This window comes from Pseudomonas sp. Lb2C2 (genome assembly GCF_052112205.1).
Lineage (GTDB): Bacteria > Pseudomonadota > Gammaproteobacteria > Pseudomonadales > Pseudomonadaceae > Aquipseudomonas > Aquipseudomonas kilonensis.
On the sequence record NZ_JAUTYW010000001.1, the window covers coordinates 464580 to 483916 of the forward strand.

Below are 19337 nucleotides of genomic sequence, written 5' to 3' on the forward strand. Positions count from 1 at the left end.
TGATTGCCAGTTCCGATCTGGCAAGGAGGCTGCCAAGGCATTGAGGTTCATTCAATGGTCCAATTGGTGTGTTCTGAATTCGATGAATTCGAAGAGGCCCTGTATGGCGTGCAGGGGCGCTATGTCCTTCACGCCAGGCAACAGCGCGACTGGCAACTCAACGTTGTCGACTTGAACGGTGTGGCGCTGATGAGTGGTCGCGAAGGCGCCGCAACGGTGTACACCGGCGTTGGTCTGCCAGGTTATTTCAATATTTTCGTGCCCCTGACAGGGCACGACACCACGGTGGTCGATGGTCATGCGTTCAACCGACGACGAGTCGGCTGGATGGTGCCTAACGCCATGTTCCACATCGATGCGAAACGTCCCGCCAGTTGGCTGACCGTCGCCATGTCCTGCGAACTGGTGCTGCGCTGGGCGGCGGTCCGCGATGACGAGTTCGACTTTTCCGTGCTCCATCGCAACATGGTCAGCAACGCCCATCGCAATATCGCTCCGCTGATCTGGCTGGCGCGCCGTCTGTTCCACATCGAAACCCATACACCCGAAGTGCTGCATACCGAGAGCGCCGAGCATGACGCGCGCATGGAGGTGATGGATGTGGTATTCCGCCTGTTGCTGCCAATCGATCCATTACACGCCGGGGCCCGGCACAGTCGAGACCACAGGGAAATACTCCAGCGGGCCCTGGAGTTGCTCGAGGTGCTGGACATCCAGCCGGTGTACACCGAAGACATTTGTCATGCGACCTGTGCCTCCGAACGTACGGTACGCAATGTCTTCAATGAGTACCTGGGCATGAGCCCGCATCGCTATCTGATGGTGCGTCGACTACACGCCATTCGTTTCGCGATTCGCCACGCAGGGCCTGGCGACACGATTACCAGTATTTGTTCACGCTTTGGTGTCTGGGACTTTGGCCGACTCGCCGGTCAATATCGTCAGCATTTCGGGATGCTCCCGGCACAATCCCTGAGGTCCGTGAAAGCACTTGCGCATCGCTAGGCACTGTTCAAGGTGGCATCCGCATAAGGGTCTGGCTGGGGTATTCGCCGAACAGCGTGTGGTAATCGGACGCCATTCGGCCGCCGTCGGAAAAGCCGAAGCGCAAGGCTATGGCGCTGACCGACTCGGTGTGGGCACTGGCGATCGACAACGCGGCCCGGACCAGATGCAGGCGACGAACATGCAGGTAGCGATTGGGTCCCATGCCGAATACTTCCTTGAAAATGGAGCGCAGGGTGCGCTCACTGATACCGGCATGGCGACACAGTTCCGACAGACGAATCGGTCGCTCTTCATGGGCTTTCAGCAGCGTCAGCACCCTGGCGACGTTTGCCTGGTGTTTTGCACCTTGCCACGCGCCTTGCGGTTTTGTCCTGGAAGGGGATTGTCTACTCGTGACGTGAGCTTTTTCCATTTCAACTTGCCATTCAACTCGGCTCAGGTTGTAGAAGTGTCGCTGGAATCCCTGCACCGCACTACGTAAAACAGGCAAACACACCGATTGCATAGATCAGTGAAACTTCATCTCCAAATTGCCGTTTTTACGTAGCTCTTGCGCTTTTGCGCAGGGATCATCGGCTGCAGTCAAGGGGCTGCTCAGGCGTCTGAAACCAATGCCCCTCAAAACCACCATGGAGTGCACAAAACCATGAGCACCTTCACTACCAAAGATGGCGTGGAAATCTATTTCAAGGATTGGGGCAAGGGGCCGGTTGTGGTGTTCAGCCATGGCTGGCCACTGGACGCGGACAGTTGGGAATCGCAGATGTATCACTTGGCCGCCAACGGCTTTCGTTGCATCGCCCATGACCGCCGTGGCCATGGCCGCTCCAGCCAACCCTGGGACGGCAATGACATGGACCACTACGCCGACGACCTAGCGCAGTTGCTCGACCACTTGGATGTGAGGGACGCCACGCTGTTCGGGTTCTCTACGGGGGGCGGCGAAGTGGCGAGGTACATTGGTCGTCATGGTACCAGGCGCGTGAAAAAGGCCGGTCTCATTTCCGCCGTGCCACCGTTGATGGTCAAGACCGAAGCCAACCCCGGAGGGCTGCCTGTCAAGGTCTTCGATGACATCCGTGCCGGGCTCCTGGCCAACCGTTCGCAGTTGTTCATCGATATCCCCAGCGGTCCGTTCTTTGGCTACAACCGCCCAGGCGCTAAACCGTCACAAGGGGTGATCGACGCTTGGTGGATGCAAGGCATGCTGGGTGGCCACAAGAACACCTACGACAGCATCAAGGCATTCTCGGAAACCGACTTCACCGAGGACCTCAAGAAGTTCGACGTGCCAACGCTGATCATTCACGGTGACGATGATCAGATCGTGCCTATCGATGCAGCGGGCCGAGCTTCGGCCGAGCTGATCAAGGACAGTAAGCTGATCGTCTACGAGGGGGCACCCCATGGTATTACCGATACCCATAAGGAAAGGCTCAATGCTGACCTTCTGGCGTTCGTGAGGTCCTGAGAACCCGTCACCGGACCGGCGCGTCGACTTTGCGACGCGCCTGATGAGGAGGTCGCCATGCGTTATCGCATTTTTGGAAATACCGGCCTGCGGGTTTCTTCGCTCGCGCTGGGCACTGGCAACTTCGGTAAAGGATGGGGCTACGGATCCGACCTGGACGAGGCCCGTAAAATCTACGACGGTTACCGTGCAGCGGGGGGCAATTTCATCGATACGGCCGATCAGTATCAATTTGGCCAATCGGAATCAATTCTCGGCGATTTCATGGCCACCGAGCGCGATGAAGTGGTGCTGGCGACCAAATTCTCGCTCGGTGACTCACCCGGTGCCGGCGTCCTGCGCTCCGGCAATAGCCGCAAAGCCATGCTCAGCTCGGTGGAAGCCAGCCTCAAGCGGCTCAAGACGGATCACATTGATCTTTTGTGGGTGCATATGCCTGATGGCGTAACGCCTATCGACGAGATTGTCCGGGGGCTGGACGACCTGATCCGCTCTGGCAAAGTGCTCTATAGCGGACTGTCCAACTTCCCGGCTTGGCGTGTGGCAACGGCAGCCACCTTGGCCGAGCTTCGTGGTTGGTCGGCTATCTCGGGGGTGCAATTGGAGCACAGCCTGGTCGAGCGCTCGGCCGAACGTGAACTTCTGCCCATGGCGGCGGCATTCAATCTGGGAACAGTCGGATGGTCGCCGCTGGGAGGCGGTCTGCTGACCGGTAAATACCGTAAAGGGGAAACTGGTCGTGCGCAGGGTTTGGGGGCCGTCATCCATGACGAGAACAGCGAGCGCAAGACCTCGACGGTGGATGCCGTGTTAGCGATCGCCGAAGAAACCGGCCACACACCGGGCCAGATCGCGATCGCCTGGGTGCTGGCCAAGGGAACACTGCCCATCATCGGTCCACGCACGCCGGAGCAGATGGCCGATAACCTGGCGTCAGCAGACGTTCACTTGACGGCGGATCAACTGGCACAGCTGGACGCTGCCAGCGCAATCCCCCTTGGCTTTCCACACGACATGGTGGCTGCTTCAGCGCCCTCGCTTGCCGGAGGCCAGGCAGACCTCATTGATGCAACGAACCGGGTTGTTCGATGAGTCGAGTCACGACGAGCATTGTGGTCGCTGTCATGCCTCAGACCGGCGGCAGCGCCGCAAGGTGTGGAGAGTCGCCGAAGTACTCGATCAGGAGTTCGGTGAGGACCCGTATCTTGCGTGCGGGATGCTGGCCTGGCGGGCGGATGATATAGGCACCTGCCGGGGGCGGTGGATGACGCGGCATGATCGGTACGAGTGCCCCCGAAATGATGTGTTCGTGGGTAAGGCAATCGGGCAGGTACGCGATCCCGAGTCCTGCAGTTGCAGCGGCGACTAGAGCGATGCCGTTGTCGGCCTTGAAGCGCCCCCGCGGACGGACCGTGATGATCTTGTCGCCATCCATGAATTGCCAGGCTTCGGTGCCTTGCATGAGGGCCTCATGGGCGGCGAGTTCCTCGGGCGACTCAGGTGACCCATGCGCTTTCACATAGTCCGGACTCGCGACGAGCTGCGTGTAAGTCGGGCCGATGCGCCTTGCGATCAAGTTGGAGTCCTGAAGGTAGCCAACCCGTATCGCACAATCGTAACCCTCCGTGATGAGGTCAACGAAACGATCGCTGTAGCAGGTCTGGATATGAAGCTGGGGGTGGCGTCGTGCCATTTCCGCGAGCACGGGCGCGAAATGCGTCGGGCCGAAAGAGAGTGGTACGGCGACTCGCAAACGGCCACGAAGGGCTCCGGCGGGGAGGATCGTTTCCTTGGCTATGTCGATCTCGGCGCAGACTCTGGCGGCGTAGTCGCGGAACGTAGCCCCGGCTTCTGTGAGCGCCGCCCCGCGTGTGGATCGTGCAAGCAGCTGGACGCCAAGTTCCGTTTCAAGCCGAACGAGTCTGCGACTGACGATCGATTTGGACACGCCAAGCCGAAGCGCAGCAGGTGAAATGCCCCCCGCATCAGCCACTTCGACGAAGGTCTGCAGCTCTTCAATGTCCATTTCAGCGTTCCTCTTTCTGCGACACAGCTCGCCGCGCAATGCTACTACTGCACCGAATAGGGGAACAGCACAATGCTGCTTCCGGGCAACGTCGCCGCTGGTGCATGTCTCCCGGAAAATCATTTCTCCCACGAGCGTGGATTACCCATAAAAGGATTTGCCCAATGGCAAGCGAGAATATCCGCAACCCGCAGACCGACCAACTCCTGTCCCCCGAGAACTCGGCATTGATCATCATCGACTACCAGCCGATCCAGGTCTCCTCGATTCGCTCGATGTCCCGTGACGAGCTCGTCTTCAACATAACGAGCGTCGCCAAGGCGGCGGTCAATTACAATCTTCCGATTATTCACTCGACCGTCAACGTCGCGACCGGCCGCAACAAGCCGCCGATCCAGGAGCTGCAGGACGTGCTCGGCCATCTGCCAACCTATGACCGCACCTCGATCAACAGCTGGGAAGACACAGAGTTCAAGCAGGCGGTCAAAGCGATCGGCCGCAGGAAGCTCATCATGACTGCGCTCTGGACCGAAGCATGCCTGACGTTCCCGGTCCTCGACGCGATTCAGGAAGGTTATGACGTCTATGTGCCGGTCGATGCGGTCGGCGGCACGTCACTGGCCGCGCACGAGGCGGCGTTGCGCCGAATGGAACAGGCGGGCGCGAAGCTCATCAGCCGCGTGCAGATGTACTGCGAACTCCAGCGCGACTGGGCGCGAGCGTTGACCGTTCCCGGCTTCATGGGTGTCTTCGATAACTTCGATGGTTTCAACGCCGAAAAGGCCCATGGAGGCACGCGCTAAGAACGCCTGACTGATACGTGATGAAGGTGGCGTTCGCGAATGCGGCCGCTACTTTCATTTCCATAATCGGCGTTGATGGTCTTGCATTGGTGCTCAAGCAAAACAACAAGGAACCCCCAAAATGCCCACCGCCCACGTCTTCATCGCCACGAGCCTGGATGGCTTCATCTCCCGACCCGATGGTGACATCGACTGGCTTCTACAGCGCGACGACCCCTCCGAGGACCACGGTTATTCAGCCTTCATCGCCGACAAGGACGTGATCGTGATGGGGCGCGGGAGCTATGAAAAGGTGCGGACCTTCGACACCTGGTTCTACGACCGGCCCGTGATAGTGCTGTCCGAACAGTTAGCCGATTCGCCGGTGCCTGAGGCGTTGAAGGGCAAGGTGCGTTTCTCCAATCTGGCCCCCAAGGATTTGATGGCGGAGCTGGAGAATCAAGGCGTGCAGCGCGTCTATGTGGATGGTGGACAGGTGGTGCAGTCGTTCCTGCGCGATGGGTTGCTCACCGATATGGTGATCACCACCGTTCCCGTGTTGATCGGCTCGGGGCGGCCGTTGTTCGGCGGGCTTGAGCGGGATGTGGCTTTGAAACTGATATCCAGCCGCAGCTTTCCTTCGGGGCTCGTGCAATCCACCTACCGAACAACCGGTGGGGCTTGACAGCCCTGGGATACTGAAAGCGTCGCCACATCATCGTGGTTACATCCCATCACGACGCAAAGGAAGGTGCTCTCCATGCGCAATGAAGAACTCAAGGCCTTATTCGACCAGCAGGCCGCTGGCTACGATAAGCAATGGGCGGGAATGGCGCCCATTCGTGACGCCCTGTACACCCTGCTCGACGCGGTGTTCGCTGACTTACCGGAACATGCCCGGATACTCTGTGTCGGCGTGGGCACCGGTGCGGAACTGGCCCACCTGGCCAAGCAGAACCCCGGCTGGCATTTCACCGCCGTTGACCCCTCGGACGCCATGCTCGATATCTGCCGGCAGAAAGCGGTACAAGAAGGCTTCCTCTCGCGTTGCAGCTTTCACCAAGGTTACCTCGACGCGCTGCCTGCCGAGCCTGACCACGACGGTGCCACCTGCTTTCTGGTGTCTCAGTTTTTGCTCGAGCCACAAGCCCGTATAGCGTTCTTCCACGAGATCGCCCGCCGGCTCAAGCCGGGTGGAATACTGGCAAACGCCGACCTCGCCGCTGACACCGAATCACCTGCCTATGAGGCACTACTGCGCAACTGGATGACGCTGATGTCCTCTGCAGGCGTACAGCCGGAAATGCTGGTGAGAGCTCGTGCCGCCTACGCCCGAGACGTGGCTATCCTGCCGACGCAGCAGGTCGCCGGTCTCATCGAGACCGCTGGGTTCGAGGCGCCGGTACAGTTCTACCAGGCGGGGCTGATGCATGGCTGGTTTTGCCCGCGCAAGGCGGGCATCGTCTTGAGTGAGACGTGACCTTGACTTTCAACGCACGCGGTCGCGGCTTTGTGCGGCCAGGTCCAGGGCCTTTTGCATGTCCAGTCGCGCCGAGCGACCGACGTCTTTGTCGTTGAGCTGATAGCGGCGCTCCGACGGCAGGATGGGCGCAGTGAGGTCCTCGGCGTCCATCTGTTCGAAGTCGTGGTTGTCGCCGATGGTCATGGCGCTGCGGCGTAGCAGCATGCGCAGTTGTTCGGGGTGGAGTTGCGGATTGATGGAGAGCATCGCCGCCAGCAGTCCCGCGACCATGGGCGTGGCGTAGGACGTGCCGCAATGCACTGCGCCTTGCTGGCCGGCGTTGGCCGTCGAGGCATGCGCGCATGCGGCGGCGGTGATGTCGACGCGCATGTCGATGTTCGAAGAACTGCGTTTGACCGCGTAGGCTGGGTCGTCGACGGCGACCCCGGTGTGCTCGCTGCGCTGGTGCCCGCCGACCACCAGCAATTGTTCGGTGATGAAGGAGGAGGGCAGGCGGTATTCATCGCTGCCCGAGAACGAAGCGCCATTGCCAGCGGAGTTCACCACGATCACGTCGGGATGTTCCTTGCGCAGCCAGAGGAAGAACTCCTCCAGCAACTCCTCGTACCCGCCCATGGCGATGCCCGAGCGCAGCAGCGAATCGACGTCATCGCCTTTGACGTCTTTGGCGCCGACGCGGTGGATGCCCCAGCTCCAGTTGAGTACGCGTACACCGTCCTCCACGAGATTGACCGAGGCGGCGATATTGGCGGTGATCCCGGCATCGGAATTACGTTCGACGATGACCTCGAAGCCACCGCTGGCCTTGTCCAGCCCGCGGAGGAAACCAGTGTTGCCGCTGTCGTCCCAGCGCGCGGCGAGAATGCCGGCGACGGTCGTGCCATGGTTGTCCGGTTTGTCTGCATCGCGGGCGTAGACGCAGGTACGCGGCGGTGAGCAGGCGCCGAGGTGGTCGGCGAAATCCGTCGTGTCGAAATCCACATCACGCTCGATCAGGCCGATACGCACCGGTTGCGGTTGGATGGGCGGCTGTCGCCCGGGGAGGCGGCGCTGATAGTAGTTCACCGCGTCGAGAAAGCGGTTCGCGGCCCACTCATCGGAGTCCAGGGCTGGCTTCTTCGGTTCTTCAGAATGGGCTGCGGCTTGCTCGGTTTCTTCGGCCGAGGACTCCTCGATCACCACGGCGTCCACGCTGGTCTCGCTGCCCAGGCGCAGCACCAGGGCGTCACGCTGCACCAAGTCCTTGGCCGGCAGGCGAAGTTGGTACAGGTTCAGCGGCGCGATGCTGCCGACCACCGTTGCCCCGTACTTGCGGGCCAGGCGCTCGGCTTCCTGGCGGCCGTCACGGTCTTCCTCGATCAGCACACTGACCAGGTCGACGTAGGTGGTCAGGCCATCCATGTTGTTCGCCACTTCGTCCGGCCCGGCGGCCAGTACGTGACTGTTGCGCAGGGTCAGCCAGGCGGCATTGCTGGCGCGCGGGCCGTCCTGCAGCCAGAGCGGGCCGCTCTGGTAATTGGCGCTGTCCAGGCGCACGCGCAGGTTTTTCCCTTCGCGCTGGAGAGTGTCTGCGGGTATGACCTGTGCGCCCAGGTTCAACTGCGGTGTTGCCTCACCCAACCCGCGTACGGTCAGGCACCAGTCCTGGTGCTGGGTTTCCAGCAGGTCGCCGCAGCGTTTCAGGCTTTCCAGGCGCAGCGGTTCAGGCGCCGCCGTTGCTGTGCCTGCAGCGAAAGTGAGCAATGTGGCGAGGGCAGCAGATCGTAGGGGCATGAGCCAGGTTTCTTTGCCGAGGGTCCTGTTGCTCCGACTGTTGCGTTGCTCGCTTCGTTCAGCGGGATAACGCTACCCAGCGATGACGCCTCTTTGTTCAGAAGCTATCAAGGCCACTTCAGCACCTGCTTGCCCTGCGCGTTCGCTGCTACGCTTGCTCCGGTGGGCTATGCACCATTGGTAAAGCAGGGAGAGCACAAATGCCATTTAGCAGATCCTATTTATTTAAGCAGCGTGATTATCGGTTGAAACTCGGGATCCACGACCTCGAGGGCTTGTGCGTGTCCTTAGTGGGTAAGTGGTGTCAGCTGATGCTATCTGACTCCAAGGACAAATGGAGCAATCCGAACAGCTCTGCCGAAAAACGCTTCGGAAACTTCTTCCAGAAGGATACCTATCAAACCATTGCCCAAGAGCAACGTGTTTCCTTCGCTCGACTGACGCGGATGGGAACCGCCACCCAAGGGCTCGAGATGATGGTCGAGGTGGCAAAAATCATGAGGGAGCGAGTAGATGTCATGGAGCGCCAACCGTTGATCGATGCGGCCATAGAAACAGATGCAGAGTTAAAGGTGCGGGGCGATACGATTCCCCGGCAGGTGCTATCAAAGTTCGGCTGCAGCAACGTCAGCCAACCCACTACCGTCATCTGGAGCAACCTTGCCACGGGCTTTGAGACCAAGCATTGCTACGCCATCATCTTCGTCACCCAATCGGGACAATCAAAAGGTCAACATGCTATTGGCGTCTATATGTCGGGTGGTTTTTTTAATTATGACTACCATATCTTCGATCCCAACTGTGGCGAGTACAAGGCAACGGATGCCGCGTCCGCCCAACGCTTCCTTGATCGATTGTCCACGACATATGGAAATCCACGAGAAGCCAGAGTCTTCCGCATGCAACTTTGACGAAAGGTAAGATATGTGGCGAGGGCGTCAGTTTGGTATGCCTACACTCGGTTGGTAAAAGGATAAAGGGGAGCAACCATTAGGTGGGCTCCATCGGGGTCAGGAAGGTGTGCTTGCGCCAGTATGGCTTGAGCAAATGCCTTGAGCTCGGATCGATAGGGATGCAGCTCCCGCATGATCGCCGCGTCGCTGAGAGTCGTTTCCTCCGGTGGCGGCCGCGTAAAGCGGCCGCCGAACAAGCGATCAAGAATGCCCATTTCCTTAAAATTCCTCACCCTGATGTTCAACCCATTGAAAAACCTGGAAGGTATCCTGTGTAGAATCCGCTTTTCCAATTTTCAAAGGATTGAGCCCATGATTACTTGCCATGTCAGGTATGTCATTGACCCCTACCAGATCTCAGCTTTCGAGAGCTACTCGCGCCAATGGATTGAAGTGGTGACCCGAATGGGGGGAGAGCATCACGGCTACTTTCTACCCGCCGAAGGCGCCAACAATATCGCCTACTGCCTGTTCAGCTTCCCCAGCCTGGCCGACTACGAAAACTATCGAAGGAAAGCCGAACAGGATCCGGAGTGTGTTGAATTGATCACCCAGGCGACGGAACAACGATTCATTGTGAGCTATGAGCGTAGTTTCCTGCGCCCTGTCCTTGAGTGAGTGGGTGAATGCTTGAATCAATGCCAGATTCACATCACCCCACAAATGCACATCACAACGACAGGGAGTGTCACCGCATGAAAACCATTGATCGCGCTTTGTTAGGCTGCGGAATATTGATTCCATTCTGGCTGTTTTTGGGAGTCACACTGACTGCGCGGGCCTATCCAGGCTACAGCCATCTGGATCAAGCCATGAGCCAACTAGGCGCCATTGGAGCGCCAACCCACAGCTTCTCTGCTTGGGTGAACAATTTTCCGCTGGGTGTGATGTTCGTGCTTTTCGCAATAGGCGTTGCGAGACGGTTCAAGGCATCGCGGATGGCCTTGCTTAGCGCGGTACTGATTTTCGTCCATGGTTTGGCAAGTTTCGCGACCGGCTATTTTTCCTGCGACCAAGGTTGTGCGCCGGTTCAACCGTCGGTCTCGCAGCAGAGCCACAATCTTGCGGGGCTGGTGATGTTCATCTCGCTCACTCTGGCGGGAGCGCTGTGGGCTTTCCTTGGCAGGTCTCTGCTGTCGTCGCCCAGGTTCGCCATGTTCTCGGCGATTTGCGTAGTCCTGGCCATCGTGACCGTTGTGCTGATGGCGACGGCATTGGCCGACGGCCACTTGTTCGGCCTGTACCAGCGGCTCAATTACGGGGTTTCGGTGGTCTGGACTGCGTCATTGGCCGTCGTTGCCCTGCAGGATCCCTTGAGATAAGCAGCGAGGCGTGGCGGTTCTGGCGCAGCGCTTCAGAGGGGGCGGTGATGTGGATCAGCTTTGCGTGGGTGTGATGGGGGCGTCACTGGATTCGGCTTCCAGTTTCAATCGGTCGGCTTTGCTGATGTATTGATTCTTGTTTTTGGGAGCCAGCTTGGCACTGGCTTTCTTGGCGTTAGCCTTCAATAACTGGTTTATTTTCTTGCGGCGATTCATGTCGTTCTGCTCAGCGTGTCAATGTGCGGATGGTATCAGCTTTCCGTTTTCTCAGGATTTTTCCTGACTTTGGCAATGGGCTTCACACGGCGCTCGACAATGATCGAGTCATTCGGGATCTCCAACCGGATCGCCGTTCCCTCGGAGTGCATTTCAATGAGCGTCGAGATGCCAACTCCTCGGAAAATCACCGTCGCATTTTCAAATCTTTTGTAGTCCTCCAGCGGTGAGTCCTTGGGGGTTGGCAACAGGTTGGCGTAAGGCGGTTTCACCAGAATCGTTGCCCTTTCTATACGTATTTGCGCGAAGCTCATGGCCGCTTGCAGCAAGTCTGAAGTCACGCCCCCCATGAGAAGGGGCGTCAGGAGGATGACGCTGACGATCACGGCGCGGGTTTTTTTCAAGGGTTTCATTTCGGCGTGCGGATCCTGGTCATGCTGCTCGGGATCAACAATTTCGGGTGCCGATGGCTGCGCTGCTTTTATTTTCTTGTTTTGTTCCAGATAGGCTGAATAAACGATGTACTGAAAAATAGGCAGAAGGATGAGCTGAATATGTTCCAAAGGGCTTTTGTGGGTGAGGAAGTAAATGGTCACTGCGCCGCATATTCCAAAAAACACCGAGAGGAAGGTTATTTTGGGTCGTTTGAATTCCAGTATGGGTTTTTTGTCGGTGATTTTTCCATGTAGCCAGACGAAGCTTCTAAGCACCGGTATGAACAACGGCGAAAGTAATATCCCTACAGCCGTGACGGAGACTGAAAAGAAAACACAAACCAGCCCAAAGCAAAACGCCGTGACCAGAAATAGCAAACTGTCTCCAACGGATACGCCTTGTGGGAAATGACCGTTGCTCAATAAATAACTGACGATGCATGTGCCGCCAATCAGTAATCCGATTTTTGCCGACAGAGAGAGTAGTTTTGTCGCGATCTCAATCTGTTTTTCGAGTCCAGTGGTTGCTTCCCGCATCATCAAATCCTCCTTGATATACGCATAGAAGGGGCGTTACCCGACTCATCTATCTGTGGGTAGCATAGCGATGATTTTTGTTTCTTGTGGCGAGATGGCAGTCTTGTTTGGGAATCCAACGAACCATCCGCAAAGCGATTTGCAGCACAAACCGCCCCTGCGTGTGATAAACCGCTCAAAGGACAACGCCTGCTATCACACGCACTAGGCTGTTCTCCCAGGATAACCTGCGGGAGACGGAGGGCGAGGGGAATAACCCAGCCCCCTTGTCACCTCAGATTAGTCTGGAAGAAGCTCGTCAGCTTATCGAACGGAATGAGGTCGACCCGATCATAAAGATCGACATGGCCTGCTCCCGGTATGATGACAAGTTCCTTGGGCTGACCGGCGAGCTTGTAAGCCTCCTCGCTGAACTCCCTGGAGTGTGCATCGGCGCCAGCAATGAACAACATCGGATGAGGCGAGATGGTCTCGATGTCATTGAGCGGGTAGAAGTTCATGAACTTGATGTTGCTGGTCAACGTTGGGTGCGTGGTCAGGTCTTTTGACGAGCTCGATGGCGTGAACTCACCGCGCGGGGTGCGGTAGAAGTCATAGAACTCACGTTGGATAGGATGAGTATTGTCGTCCAACTGGTGCACCGTACCGCTGGTGTAAAGCGTTTCACCGCCCGCGAACTCCACGCTACGCTGCTGAGTGGCTTGGGCGATGATAGCCCGGCGCTGTTCAAGCGTTTGGGAGTGCTTCAATCCATTGCGATTGACGCCGCCCATGTCATACATGCTCACGGTAGCGATGGCTTTCATGCGCGGGTCAATCTTGGCTGCACTGATCACGAAGCTGCCGCTGCCGCAAATGCCGATTGCGCCAATGCGCTCCCTGTCGACAAAAGGCTGGGCGCTGAGAAAGTCCACCGCGGCGCTGAAGTCCTCGGCGTAGATATCCGGCGAGACTGCATTGCGCGGCCGCCCCTCGCTTTCGCCCCAGAACGACAAGTCCAGGGAAAGGGTCACGAAGCCTCTTTCGGCCATTTTCGTGGCGTAAAGATTAGCGCTCTGTTCCTTCACTGCGCCCATCGGGTGGCCCACGACAATCGCCGGACTTCTGCTCTTGCCATTGAGTTTTTTCGGGATGAACAGGTTGCCTGCCACGTTCATTTGATATTGGTTCTTGAAATTGACCTTCTGTACGGTCACGTCGTCGCTGGTATAGAAGTTATCTGCGCCGTTGGACATATCGGCTCCTATTGCTGAGAGCGAACTGACAAGAAGGGTTAATAAAACGATGATCTTTTTCATTGGAAATCCTATCGATGCGGAGTAGTCAATTCTGGGAAAACGTCACTTGCACACCCCGCCGGCCCAGCACCTGAGCCAGTCTTGCGGGGTCGTTCACACGTCCCAAGCGTGTGTATGCGTAGGTTGAATCGAAGTTCGTATAGAAGACGACCAGGGTGTCCGGGCCGTACAGCATCAGATCGCCGTTGTGGATCGTTCCCGGCTTGCTCGCTTGGGTAGGTAGTGCTCGGGGGAGGGTGGCGTACTTTTCATTGCGGTTGAGATCATTCATGTCCAACGTCAGTGGCAATAACGCGACAAGCGCGCGGGCAGCTGTGTTGTCGGACAGGGTGATGGCGAAGCGTTGTTCCCCGACGGTCATCCACATGCCCGTGTTCTCCGTTAGCGAAGATGCCGATGCGGCTTCATTCATTGTCGAGTAGCTGCCAAGCACGAGCATCGAAGCCAGCAAGCCAGGCCAGGTTGCCCTCATCGCAGTTCTGTTTTCATTCCTGTTCATGGGGAGCATGGTGAGCGACGGACAGTCACGCGACTAGCTAATGAATGCTTAACAAGGCTATAAGCAAGGCTAATCAATTGGTTTAGATGCGTCTCACCATGATCAAAAGAAATCTCAATGACCTGCTGTCTTTCGTCACGGTCGCGCGCGAAGGCAGCTTCACGCGCGCTGCCGGGGCATTGGGTGTCACACAATCTGCACTGAGCCAGGCCATCAATGGCCTGGAAGCACGCTTGCAGATCCGGTTACTGACGCGGACTACCCGCAGCGTTTCGCCGACCATCGCGGGCGAGCGGCTGCTGCACGCGATAGGCAATCGCTTCGATGAAATAGAAGCGGAGCTGGATATGCTGACGGAGATGCGCGACAAGCCCGCGGGCACCGTACGCATCACCTGCGGCGATCATGTCTTGCGCACGACCTTGCTCCCCAAACTTACCGAGTTGCTGCACGACTACCCGGATGTAAACGTTGAATTTGACGTGTGTTACGGCTTTCGAGACATCGTGGCGGATCGTTTTGATGCCGGCGTGCGCCTGGGCGATACCATCGACAAAGACATGGTTGCCGTTCCGATAGGCCCTCCGTTGCGGATGGCTGCCGTCGCTTCGCAAGCGTATTTCGCTACCCACGCCATTCCCAGGAGTCCGCGCGACCTGATGACCCATCGCTGTATCAACCAGCGCATGCAGACATCAGGCGGGCTCTATGTCTGGGATTTCGAGCGGCGAGGCAAACAGGTGAACGTGCGAGTTGACGGCCAGCTGATTTTCAACACGTCGACGCATATCGTCCAGGCGGCAGTGGCCGGGCTGGGCGTTGCGTACCTGCCAGAAGAAGAGTTTGAACCGTACCTGCAAGAAGGCCGGCTGGTGCGCGTGCTGGAAGATTGGTGTCCGCCGTTTTCAGGCTACTATTTGTACTATCCCAGCCGGCGGCAACCCTCGCCTGCGTTTACATTGGTCGCCAATGCGTTGCGCCAAGCCGATTAAGGGCGAGCGACGGTTCAAATAAGCGGATCCAACGCATGTCTACTAGTTCAGGCAAACGTTGATTCACGGGTAAGGCTTTCAAAAAGTCGCTTCAGAACACGTTTCGTCGTCCATGTCGGATTTTCTTCACGGGGTTCATTTCGGTGTGGGTATTCTGGTCAGCATGTTCGGAATCGAAATCGGGCGCTCAAAATACCTCTAAAAAACGTTACGGCTTGGGGCAAGCCGTAACGCTCAGCAATTCACATGCTAGCCCTTATGAGAATCTCGATATCCACCAAGTGATATAGGTTTCAAGGTGATTGTTTGACCATGATATGTATTTCAATCCTTGGTGGTTGGTCAGGTGTTTTACAGTCAGCGTCTCGGATTTACTTGCTGGATGCCTTTCGAATACCGTGTCTGATGCTTTCGGAAAGTAGGAAATGGCAAATAGTCGTCCATTTATAAAGCTGAATTGCGCAGGGCCGGTGCTGTTATCTATTTTGTAGTTGTGTACTTCAAATATTTTTAAAGAGAATTTTTTTCGCAAAAAACCACTGTTTTTTTCTGAATTTTCTAGAATTACAGGCTTGTAGCCTTCTATTTCAAGGAGGTTCAAAGTCTGATCAACAAAGCTGCAGCTATTGAAGTTGTTTATTAGCAGGGGTGGAGAGTCCTCGCAAGCCCGTTCAATGTTCACGGGCTCTTGGTATCTGAGTCCAATGGTAGCAAAAACCACAGTCACCAGAGCAATCAGTGCTGCTGATGTTTTCGACAGTTTAAGAATGGTATTAATAGTATGCACCTTCAGAGCTAGTCTCTGTCCTTAAGATTCCATTGTTAAGAAATGTCATGCAGTTTTGGGGGCGGTTTCAGGAGGATTGTTGCCCTTGGCTGCGTATGTGTCCATACGATTTCTCCGCTCGGAATATTATCTTTCCAGTCACGGCCACACTTTGTTCTGGCGGAGGGGCAGTTCACACTAGCTATTGAAGGAATGTTACGGCTTGGCGCAAACCGTAACGTTTAGTAGCGTACAAATAAGTCGTCATGTTTAAAATGTTAATTCCATTTTTTATTTGTGCTCGCACCCGCTTTTTTCATGGTTCCAACGGCCGCCGCCATCCAAACATTTAACTATTTCAATCTGTTCGAGTAATTAGTATGAGAAGTAATGGTTTTCATTTGTTTAATGTCTGTCGTTTAGTCCGTTTGGCTTGAAGGGGGAGCGCAAAGCTGTTTCGATGCAATGAGCATCGCAAAGCTACATTCTTGTCGCAGGTTGCTGGTTTTTACATTAAATTAAGTGCCGCATTTGGCTGCAATCCGCTGCCGCCAAGTTATAGAGAATGTGTAGAAGCCTATGTCGGGGTTGAACTCAACCCCTGCACGCAATACCCCCTTGCAGTACTCACTGATGAGACCACTACCATCTATACGACTCCATCCAGTTGACTCGAGACCTGATTTGTAATAATCGAAAATTTGGCTTTGAGTCAGCGCGGTCTTATATCGTTTTGAAACTATTGCTGTGCTCATCTTGTGATTGCTCCATTCGTTTATGAGTACAGCACCACTAGGAGGGCGTACTTTCTCAACTTCACGAATAAGGACTGAAATCCCCACGTAGCTATTTTTTTGCTCTCTTTGACTTGTAGTCCAGTAAAAAATAGTGGATAGGATAATCAAGGCAAGAATGGCCTTGGCCGACAGGATGAGGTGGTTTGCTTTGTGCTTCATTATTTGTTTATCTGGCTGTTAACTGCCCCAGGAGTTGCCGCACCACCACCAATCCAAACTCCGACATTTACTGCTGCGCCGGCAGCGTTTCCAGCAAAAGCACCGCCAAAACCGTAGTAATAGCTAGCCGATGCTCCATGGCCAGTCAAATAGTCATTCAGCTGAGGTTTTGATGGCATGAGCGGGGATAGAAGAAAACCAGCTGATGCATTTATGCCAAACCCACTGCTCGGGTATCCGCGTGTAATACCGCAGCCACAAAATCCGTCACCATATCTGGTGTAAGTCACGCTGCATGTCATCATATAAACACTTGCCTCGGCAGAGACATAATCTGGTGCATAAAGATTCTGCCATGTTGAGGCTCCCCTTGCTTGTGCAGCCTGAACTGTGGGTGAACTCATAGTAGATTGCGCTTTCCCGTAGTTAGAAAGTTGATCCGCACTCATACCGCCGACTCTTGGGAATGCTGATTGCAGCCCCCAGAAATCGAACTTGGAAATTGGGTTCCCCTCTACGTACCCATAGGTATTAAGGCCACCATTGAGCCCAATCGGATCGCTCTGCATATAGCGTCCAGTTTTCGGGTCGTAATCACGAAAATAGTTGTAGTGGAGTCCAGTTTCGACATCGTAGTACTGACCGGGAAATCGCAGGTTGATTTCCAGTTGTCCGCTGGCTTGCTTTGTACCAAATGCATCGGAAACCCACTCCCATACCTTGGTTCGCGCCGCGTTCGTTGCGATTCGCGGTGTGTTGAGGTGGTCGCTATGGAGGTAGAACGCGGCGCTGTTTGCAGGCGCGCCCGTTGCACCGTAGCTCACACTGATCCCGCCCAAGGGCACCCCGTCGAGCCAGATATAAAACTGACTTCTCAGCTTCTTGTCTTGGTTATCGAATACGTGCTCGCCAAGAAGTTCGCCACTCAACCCGTAGATAAATGTTGTAGTGCCTTGAGAGGTGATTTTTTTGGTTCGTTGGCCGAAAGCGTTGTAGCGGAACCGAGCCTTGACAGCACCCTTGATTTTCACTTTGCTCAGGCGATTCTGCTCGTCGTAGTAAAACTGACGATTGGCGCGGTCTGCGGTCAGGTTGCCTGCCGCGTCGAAGTCTACCGAGTGGGTGCCTGCCTGCGTCAACCGATTGTTGCTCGCCCCATACTGATAAGACGTGCCAGCGGTGACACGCAACTCGCCGTCAATCAACGTGCTGAGCGCTTTTCGGGTGCGGTTACCCGCGGGGTCATAAACGTAAGTCATCCGTTTGAAAGCAGTAGATTCTCCAATCAGGCGATCCAGCGGGTCATAGCTGTAGCCATGGTTGTCGACTGAGTCGCGTTGCATTTGAGTCATGTTTCCCTGGCCGTCGTAGGTATAGGCGTTGCTCTGGCCTGCAACGGTTTGAGCGGTAAGTCGGTAGTCCAGATCGTAGGTACGTTGAAGCGTAGTCCCGTTGGCCCAGGTCAGGTTTTTAAGCGGACCGAAAGGTTGATACGTGATGTTGCTGGCGAACGCGGTCGGCTGCCCCGTGCCGCGCCGGACCTGCACTTGGCTGATCTCTCCGGCGATGTTGCGCGAGTAGACGACGCTGAAACCTGTTGGATAATCGATCCTGCTCAATCGATTGGCTGCATCGTATCCGTAACCTATTCGTTCTGGCTGAGTCGCTGTGTTTGCGGGCGCTGTCTGCCGCTGGGCTGTAACGTTGCCTTGGGCGTCGTAGGTGTAATTCAGCACCCCGTTGACGTCCTCCACGGCTGTCAGTCGGCCGATGCCTTTGTTACCGGCGGCAATCGAATCGTAGTGGAACTGAACGTCCAGTGCCGGGTTCGTCGGATAGCGGCGGGCGGTCAGGCGATTGAGCGCGTCGTAGGTAAAAGTCGTGACCACACCACGCGCGTCCACCTGTTGCGTTACGTTGCCTGCGGCATCGTGCTGGTAGTGAGTGGCTCCGCTGTCAGGGCTGTTCACTCGCGTCAGGTTTCCCAGGCCGTCGTATTGATATTGAGTGGTTACACCACGTGGGTCGCGGACTTGCGTGAGGTTATCTTGAACGTCGTACTCAAGTTGAGTGATGCCATTAAGCGGGTCAGTATTCGTCACCAAACGGTTCAGTGAGTCAAAGGCCCGTTGATGGCTGTGATTGCGGGGGGTGGTGAGCGCGATCGGATTATCGTTGAGGTCGTACAGTGTCCGGCTTGTCTGGCCGGCCGCACCCACTGAGCGCAGCAAGCGACCCAGTTCGTCATACACCCATTGATGTTGTTTGGTCAGCTTACCGGTCTTGTCCTTGATCCGTACTGCAGCCCGGTTCCCCATCGGGTCGAGATCAAATTCGATCTGTTCCTCTGCGTTATTGGTCAATCGGATGAGCCGCCTTGCGTCGTCCCATGTGTAAGTCGACCAGCTATTGTCTGCACGAATGATCTTGGTGATGTCGCCCACGGCATTGTGCTCAAGGCGAACAGTGCCGGTAGCGGTACTCAACGACCTCAGCCAGCCTTGTGGTGCATAGGTCAGGTTTGTAATAACACCATTGGCATCGACAACTGTCTTAGGGCTGCCGGCGGTGTCAAAGTTGGAAAATGTGGTGGTGTGACCGAGCGCGTTGATAATGCGTGCCAGGTGTCCTTTGGTATCGTATTCATAGCGGGTAATGTCACTTACATCTGTTCGGGGCCCATCTGACGACTCCAGCTGCCCCTGGGTATTGTAGGTGAACGACCAGCCACGTTCGGCAGCTTGGCAAAGAGGAAGGGTGGTAATGGTTCCGCCCATAGCGAGGGCGAGCAGAGCAACCTTGCATGTCAATGTGTTCATAT

At 56.1% G+C, this 19337-nt stretch carries 19 protein-coding genes; 10 read left to right on the top strand and 9 right to left on the bottom strand.

What is annotated here, in order from left to right; translation table 11 throughout:
• Positions 1-66 precede the first annotated feature (66 nt).
• Positions 67-1005, top strand: coding sequence for an AraC family transcriptional regulator (locus Q7F16_RS01995; RefSeq protein ID WP_235868312.1), 939 nt, complete (start codon positions 67-69; stop codon positions 1003-1005).
• Positions 1006-1012: 7 nt separating this feature from the next.
• Here Q7F16_RS01995 and Q7F16_RS02000 read toward each other — a convergent pair whose 3' ends face one another.
• Positions 1013-1324: a helix-turn-helix transcriptional regulator gene (locus Q7F16_RS02000; RefSeq protein WP_409555511.1), complete on the bottom strand. Its 312-nt coding sequence runs from the start codon at positions 1322-1324 to the stop codon at positions 1013-1015.
• Between the two features lie 330 nt (positions 1325-1654).
• On the opposite strand from Q7F16_RS02000, the gene Q7F16_RS02005 reads away from it, so the two are divergent.
• On the top strand, positions 1655-2479 hold the full coding sequence (locus Q7F16_RS02005) for an alpha/beta fold hydrolase (RefSeq protein ID WP_367860540.1): 825 nt from the start codon (positions 1655-1657) through the stop codon (positions 2477-2479).
• A gap of 57 nt (positions 2480-2536) precedes the next feature.
• A complete protein-coding gene (locus Q7F16_RS02010; RefSeq protein WP_409555512.1) occupies positions 2537-3571 on the top strand; it encodes an aldo/keto reductase in 1035 nt (344 codons plus the stop codon).
• Between the two features lie 37 nt (positions 3572-3608).
• Here the strand turns inward: Q7F16_RS02010 and Q7F16_RS02015 are convergent, their stop codons facing one another.
• Positions 3609-4505 carry a LysR family transcriptional regulator gene (locus Q7F16_RS02015; protein WP_041475961.1) on the bottom strand — a complete coding sequence of 299 codons (897 nt, stop codon included), beginning with the start codon at positions 4503-4505 and terminating at the stop codon, positions 3609-3611.
• A 164-nt stretch (positions 4506-4669) separates the two neighbouring features.
• Here Q7F16_RS02015 and Q7F16_RS02020 point away from each other — a divergent pair, with 164 nt between their 5' ends.
• The 3 genes from Q7F16_RS02020 (at position 4670) to Q7F16_RS02030 (ending at position 6767) form a co-directional block, all read left to right on the top strand.
• Positions 4670-5308, top strand: a complete 639-nt coding sequence (locus Q7F16_RS02020; RefSeq protein ID WP_046062277.1) for a hydrolase — start codon at positions 4670-4672, stop codon at positions 5306-5308.
• A 121-nt stretch (positions 5309-5429) separates the two neighbouring features.
• Positions 5430-5972 carry a dihydrofolate reductase family protein gene (locus tag Q7F16_RS02025; protein WP_409555513.1) on the top strand — a complete coding sequence of 181 codons (543 nt, stop codon included), beginning with the start codon at positions 5430-5432 and terminating at the stop codon, positions 5970-5972.
• A gap of 75 nt (positions 5973-6047) precedes the next feature.
• Complete coding sequence (locus Q7F16_RS02030; protein ID WP_409555514.1) at positions 6048-6767, top strand: class I SAM-dependent methyltransferase; 720 nt, start codon at positions 6048-6050, stop codon at positions 6765-6767.
• 9 nt (positions 6768-6776) lie between these two features.
• On the opposite strand, the gene Q7F16_RS02035 is transcribed toward Q7F16_RS02030, so the two are convergent.
• A complete protein-coding gene (locus Q7F16_RS02035; RefSeq protein WP_409555515.1) occupies positions 6777-8543 on the bottom strand; it encodes a S8/S53 family peptidase in 1767 nt (588 codons plus the stop codon).
• 200 nt (positions 8544-8743) lie between these two features.
• Between Q7F16_RS02035 and Q7F16_RS02040 the strand changes: the two genes are divergently transcribed.
• The 3 genes from Q7F16_RS02040 (at position 8744) to Q7F16_RS02050 (ending at position 10818) form a co-directional block, all read left to right on the top strand.
• Entirely contained in the window at positions 8744-9454 is a 711-nt protein-coding gene (locus Q7F16_RS02040) for a hypothetical protein (protein ID WP_046062281.1), read from the top strand.
• A 354-nt stretch (positions 9455-9808) separates the two neighbouring features.
• Positions 9809-10114: an NIPSNAP family protein gene (locus tag Q7F16_RS02045; RefSeq protein WP_046062282.1), complete on the top strand. Its 306-nt coding sequence runs from the start codon at positions 9809-9811 to the stop codon at positions 10112-10114.
• Between the two features lie 77 nt (positions 10115-10191).
• The gene (locus Q7F16_RS02050; RefSeq protein WP_046062283.1) at positions 10192-10818 is read left to right on the top strand and encodes a DUF998 domain-containing protein; all 627 of its coding nucleotides are present in this window, start codon (positions 10192-10194) and stop codon (positions 10816-10818) included.
• Positions 10819-10872: 54 nt separating this feature from the next.
• Here Q7F16_RS02050 and Q7F16_RS02055 read toward each other — a convergent pair whose 3' ends face one another.
• The 4 genes from Q7F16_RS02055 to Q7F16_RS02070 form a co-directional block, all read right to left on the bottom strand.
• Positions 10873-11034 carry a DUF2986 domain-containing protein gene (locus tag Q7F16_RS02055; protein ID WP_014338599.1) on the bottom strand — a complete coding sequence of 54 codons (162 nt, stop codon included), beginning with the start codon at positions 11032-11034 and terminating at the stop codon, positions 10873-10875.
• Between the two features lie 35 nt (positions 11035-11069).
• The gene (locus Q7F16_RS02060; protein WP_046062284.1) at positions 11070-12008 is read right to left on the bottom strand and encodes a hypothetical protein; all 939 of its coding nucleotides are present in this window, start codon (positions 12006-12008) and stop codon (positions 11070-11072) included.
• Positions 12009-12274: 266 nt separating this feature from the next.
• On the bottom strand, positions 12275-13303 hold the full coding sequence (locus Q7F16_RS02065; RefSeq protein ID WP_046062285.1) for an alpha/beta hydrolase: 1029 nt from the start codon (positions 13301-13303) through the stop codon (positions 12275-12277).
• A gap of 25 nt (positions 13304-13328) precedes the next feature.
• The gene (locus Q7F16_RS02070) at positions 13329-13775 is read right to left on the bottom strand and encodes a cyclophilin-like fold protein (RefSeq protein ID WP_046062286.1); all 447 of its coding nucleotides are present in this window, start codon (positions 13773-13775) and stop codon (positions 13329-13331) included.
• A 125-nt stretch (positions 13776-13900) separates the two neighbouring features.
• Here Q7F16_RS02070 and Q7F16_RS02075 point away from each other — a divergent pair, with 125 nt between their 5' ends.
• Positions 13901-14794, top strand: a complete 894-nt coding sequence (locus tag Q7F16_RS02075) for a LysR family transcriptional regulator (RefSeq protein ID WP_046062287.1) — start codon at positions 13901-13903, stop codon at positions 14792-14794.
• Between the two features lie 1284 nt (positions 14795-16078).
• Here the strand turns inward: Q7F16_RS02075 and Q7F16_RS02080 are convergent.
• Complete coding sequence (locus Q7F16_RS02080; RefSeq protein WP_152667492.1) at positions 16079-16516, bottom strand: hypothetical protein; 438 nt, start codon at positions 16514-16516, stop codon at positions 16079-16081.
• On the bottom strand, positions 16516-19335 hold the full coding sequence (locus Q7F16_RS02085) for an RHS repeat-associated core domain-containing protein (protein WP_409555516.1): 2820 nt from the start codon (positions 19333-19335) through the stop codon (positions 16516-16518). The genes Q7F16_RS02080 and Q7F16_RS02085 overlap by 1 nt, the downstream gene beginning before the upstream one ends.
• Positions 19336-19337: the final 2 nt, after the last annotated feature.

What these genes read in the sequence shown, in the direction of transcription:
- Q7F16_RS02005 (WP_367860540.1), top strand. Translation starts at nt 1,655, where the DNA reads ATGAGCACCTTCACTACCAAAGATGGCGTGGAAATCTATTTCAAGGAT.
- Q7F16_RS02050 (WP_046062283.1), top strand. Translation starts at nt 10,192, where the DNA reads ATGAAAACCATTGATCGCGCTTTGTTAGGCTGCGGAATATTGATTCCA.
- Q7F16_RS02070 (WP_046062286.1), bottom strand. Translation starts at nt 13,775, where the DNA reads ATGAGGGCAACCTGGCCTGGCTTGCTGGCTTCGATGCTCGTGCTTGGC.
- Q7F16_RS02040 (WP_046062281.1), top strand. Translation starts at nt 8,744, where the DNA reads ATGCCATTTAGCAGATCCTATTTATTTAAGCAGCGTGATTATCGGTTG.
- Q7F16_RS02020 (WP_046062277.1), top strand. Translation starts at nt 4,670, where the DNA reads ATGGCAAGCGAGAATATCCGCAACCCGCAGACCGACCAACTCCTGTCC.
- Q7F16_RS02025 (WP_409555513.1), top strand. Translation starts at nt 5,430, where the DNA reads ATGCCCACCGCCCACGTCTTCATCGCCACGAGCCTGGATGGCTTCATC.
- Q7F16_RS02065 (WP_046062285.1), bottom strand. Translation starts at nt 13,303, where the DNA reads ATGAAAAAGATCATCGTTTTATTAACCCTTCTTGTCAGTTCGCTCTCA.
- Q7F16_RS02075 (WP_046062287.1), top strand. Translation starts at nt 13,901, where the DNA reads ATGATCAAAAGAAATCTCAATGACCTGCTGTCTTTCGTCACGGTCGCG.
- Q7F16_RS02060 (WP_046062284.1), bottom strand. Translation starts at nt 12,008, where the DNA reads ATGATGCGGGAAGCAACCACTGGACTCGAAAAACAGATTGAGATCGCG.
- Q7F16_RS02080 (WP_152667492.1), bottom strand. Translation starts at nt 16,516, where the DNA reads ATGAAGCACAAAGCAAACCACCTCATCCTGTCGGCCAAGGCCATTCTT.
- Q7F16_RS02045 (WP_046062282.1), top strand. Translation starts at nt 9,809, where the DNA reads ATGATTACTTGCCATGTCAGGTATGTCATTGACCCCTACCAGATCTCA.
- Q7F16_RS02055 (WP_014338599.1), bottom strand. Translation starts at nt 11,034, where the DNA reads ATGAATCGCCGCAAGAAAATAAACCAGTTATTGAAGGCTAACGCCAAG.
- Q7F16_RS02010 (WP_409555512.1), top strand. Translation starts at nt 2,537, where the DNA reads ATGCGTTATCGCATTTTTGGAAATACCGGCCTGCGGGTTTCTTCGCTC.
- Q7F16_RS02015 (WP_041475961.1), bottom strand. Translation starts at nt 4,505, where the DNA reads ATGGACATTGAAGAGCTGCAGACCTTCGTCGAAGTGGCTGATGCGGGG.
- Q7F16_RS02030 (WP_409555514.1), top strand. Translation starts at nt 6,048, where the DNA reads ATGCGCAATGAAGAACTCAAGGCCTTATTCGACCAGCAGGCCGCTGGC.
- Q7F16_RS02035 (WP_409555515.1), bottom strand. Translation starts at nt 8,543, where the DNA reads ATGCCCCTACGATCTGCTGCCCTCGCCACATTGCTCACTTTCGCTGCA.
- Q7F16_RS02085 (WP_409555516.1), bottom strand. Translation starts at nt 19,335, where the DNA reads ATGAACACATTGACATGCAAGGTTGCTCTGCTCGCCCTCGCTATGGGC.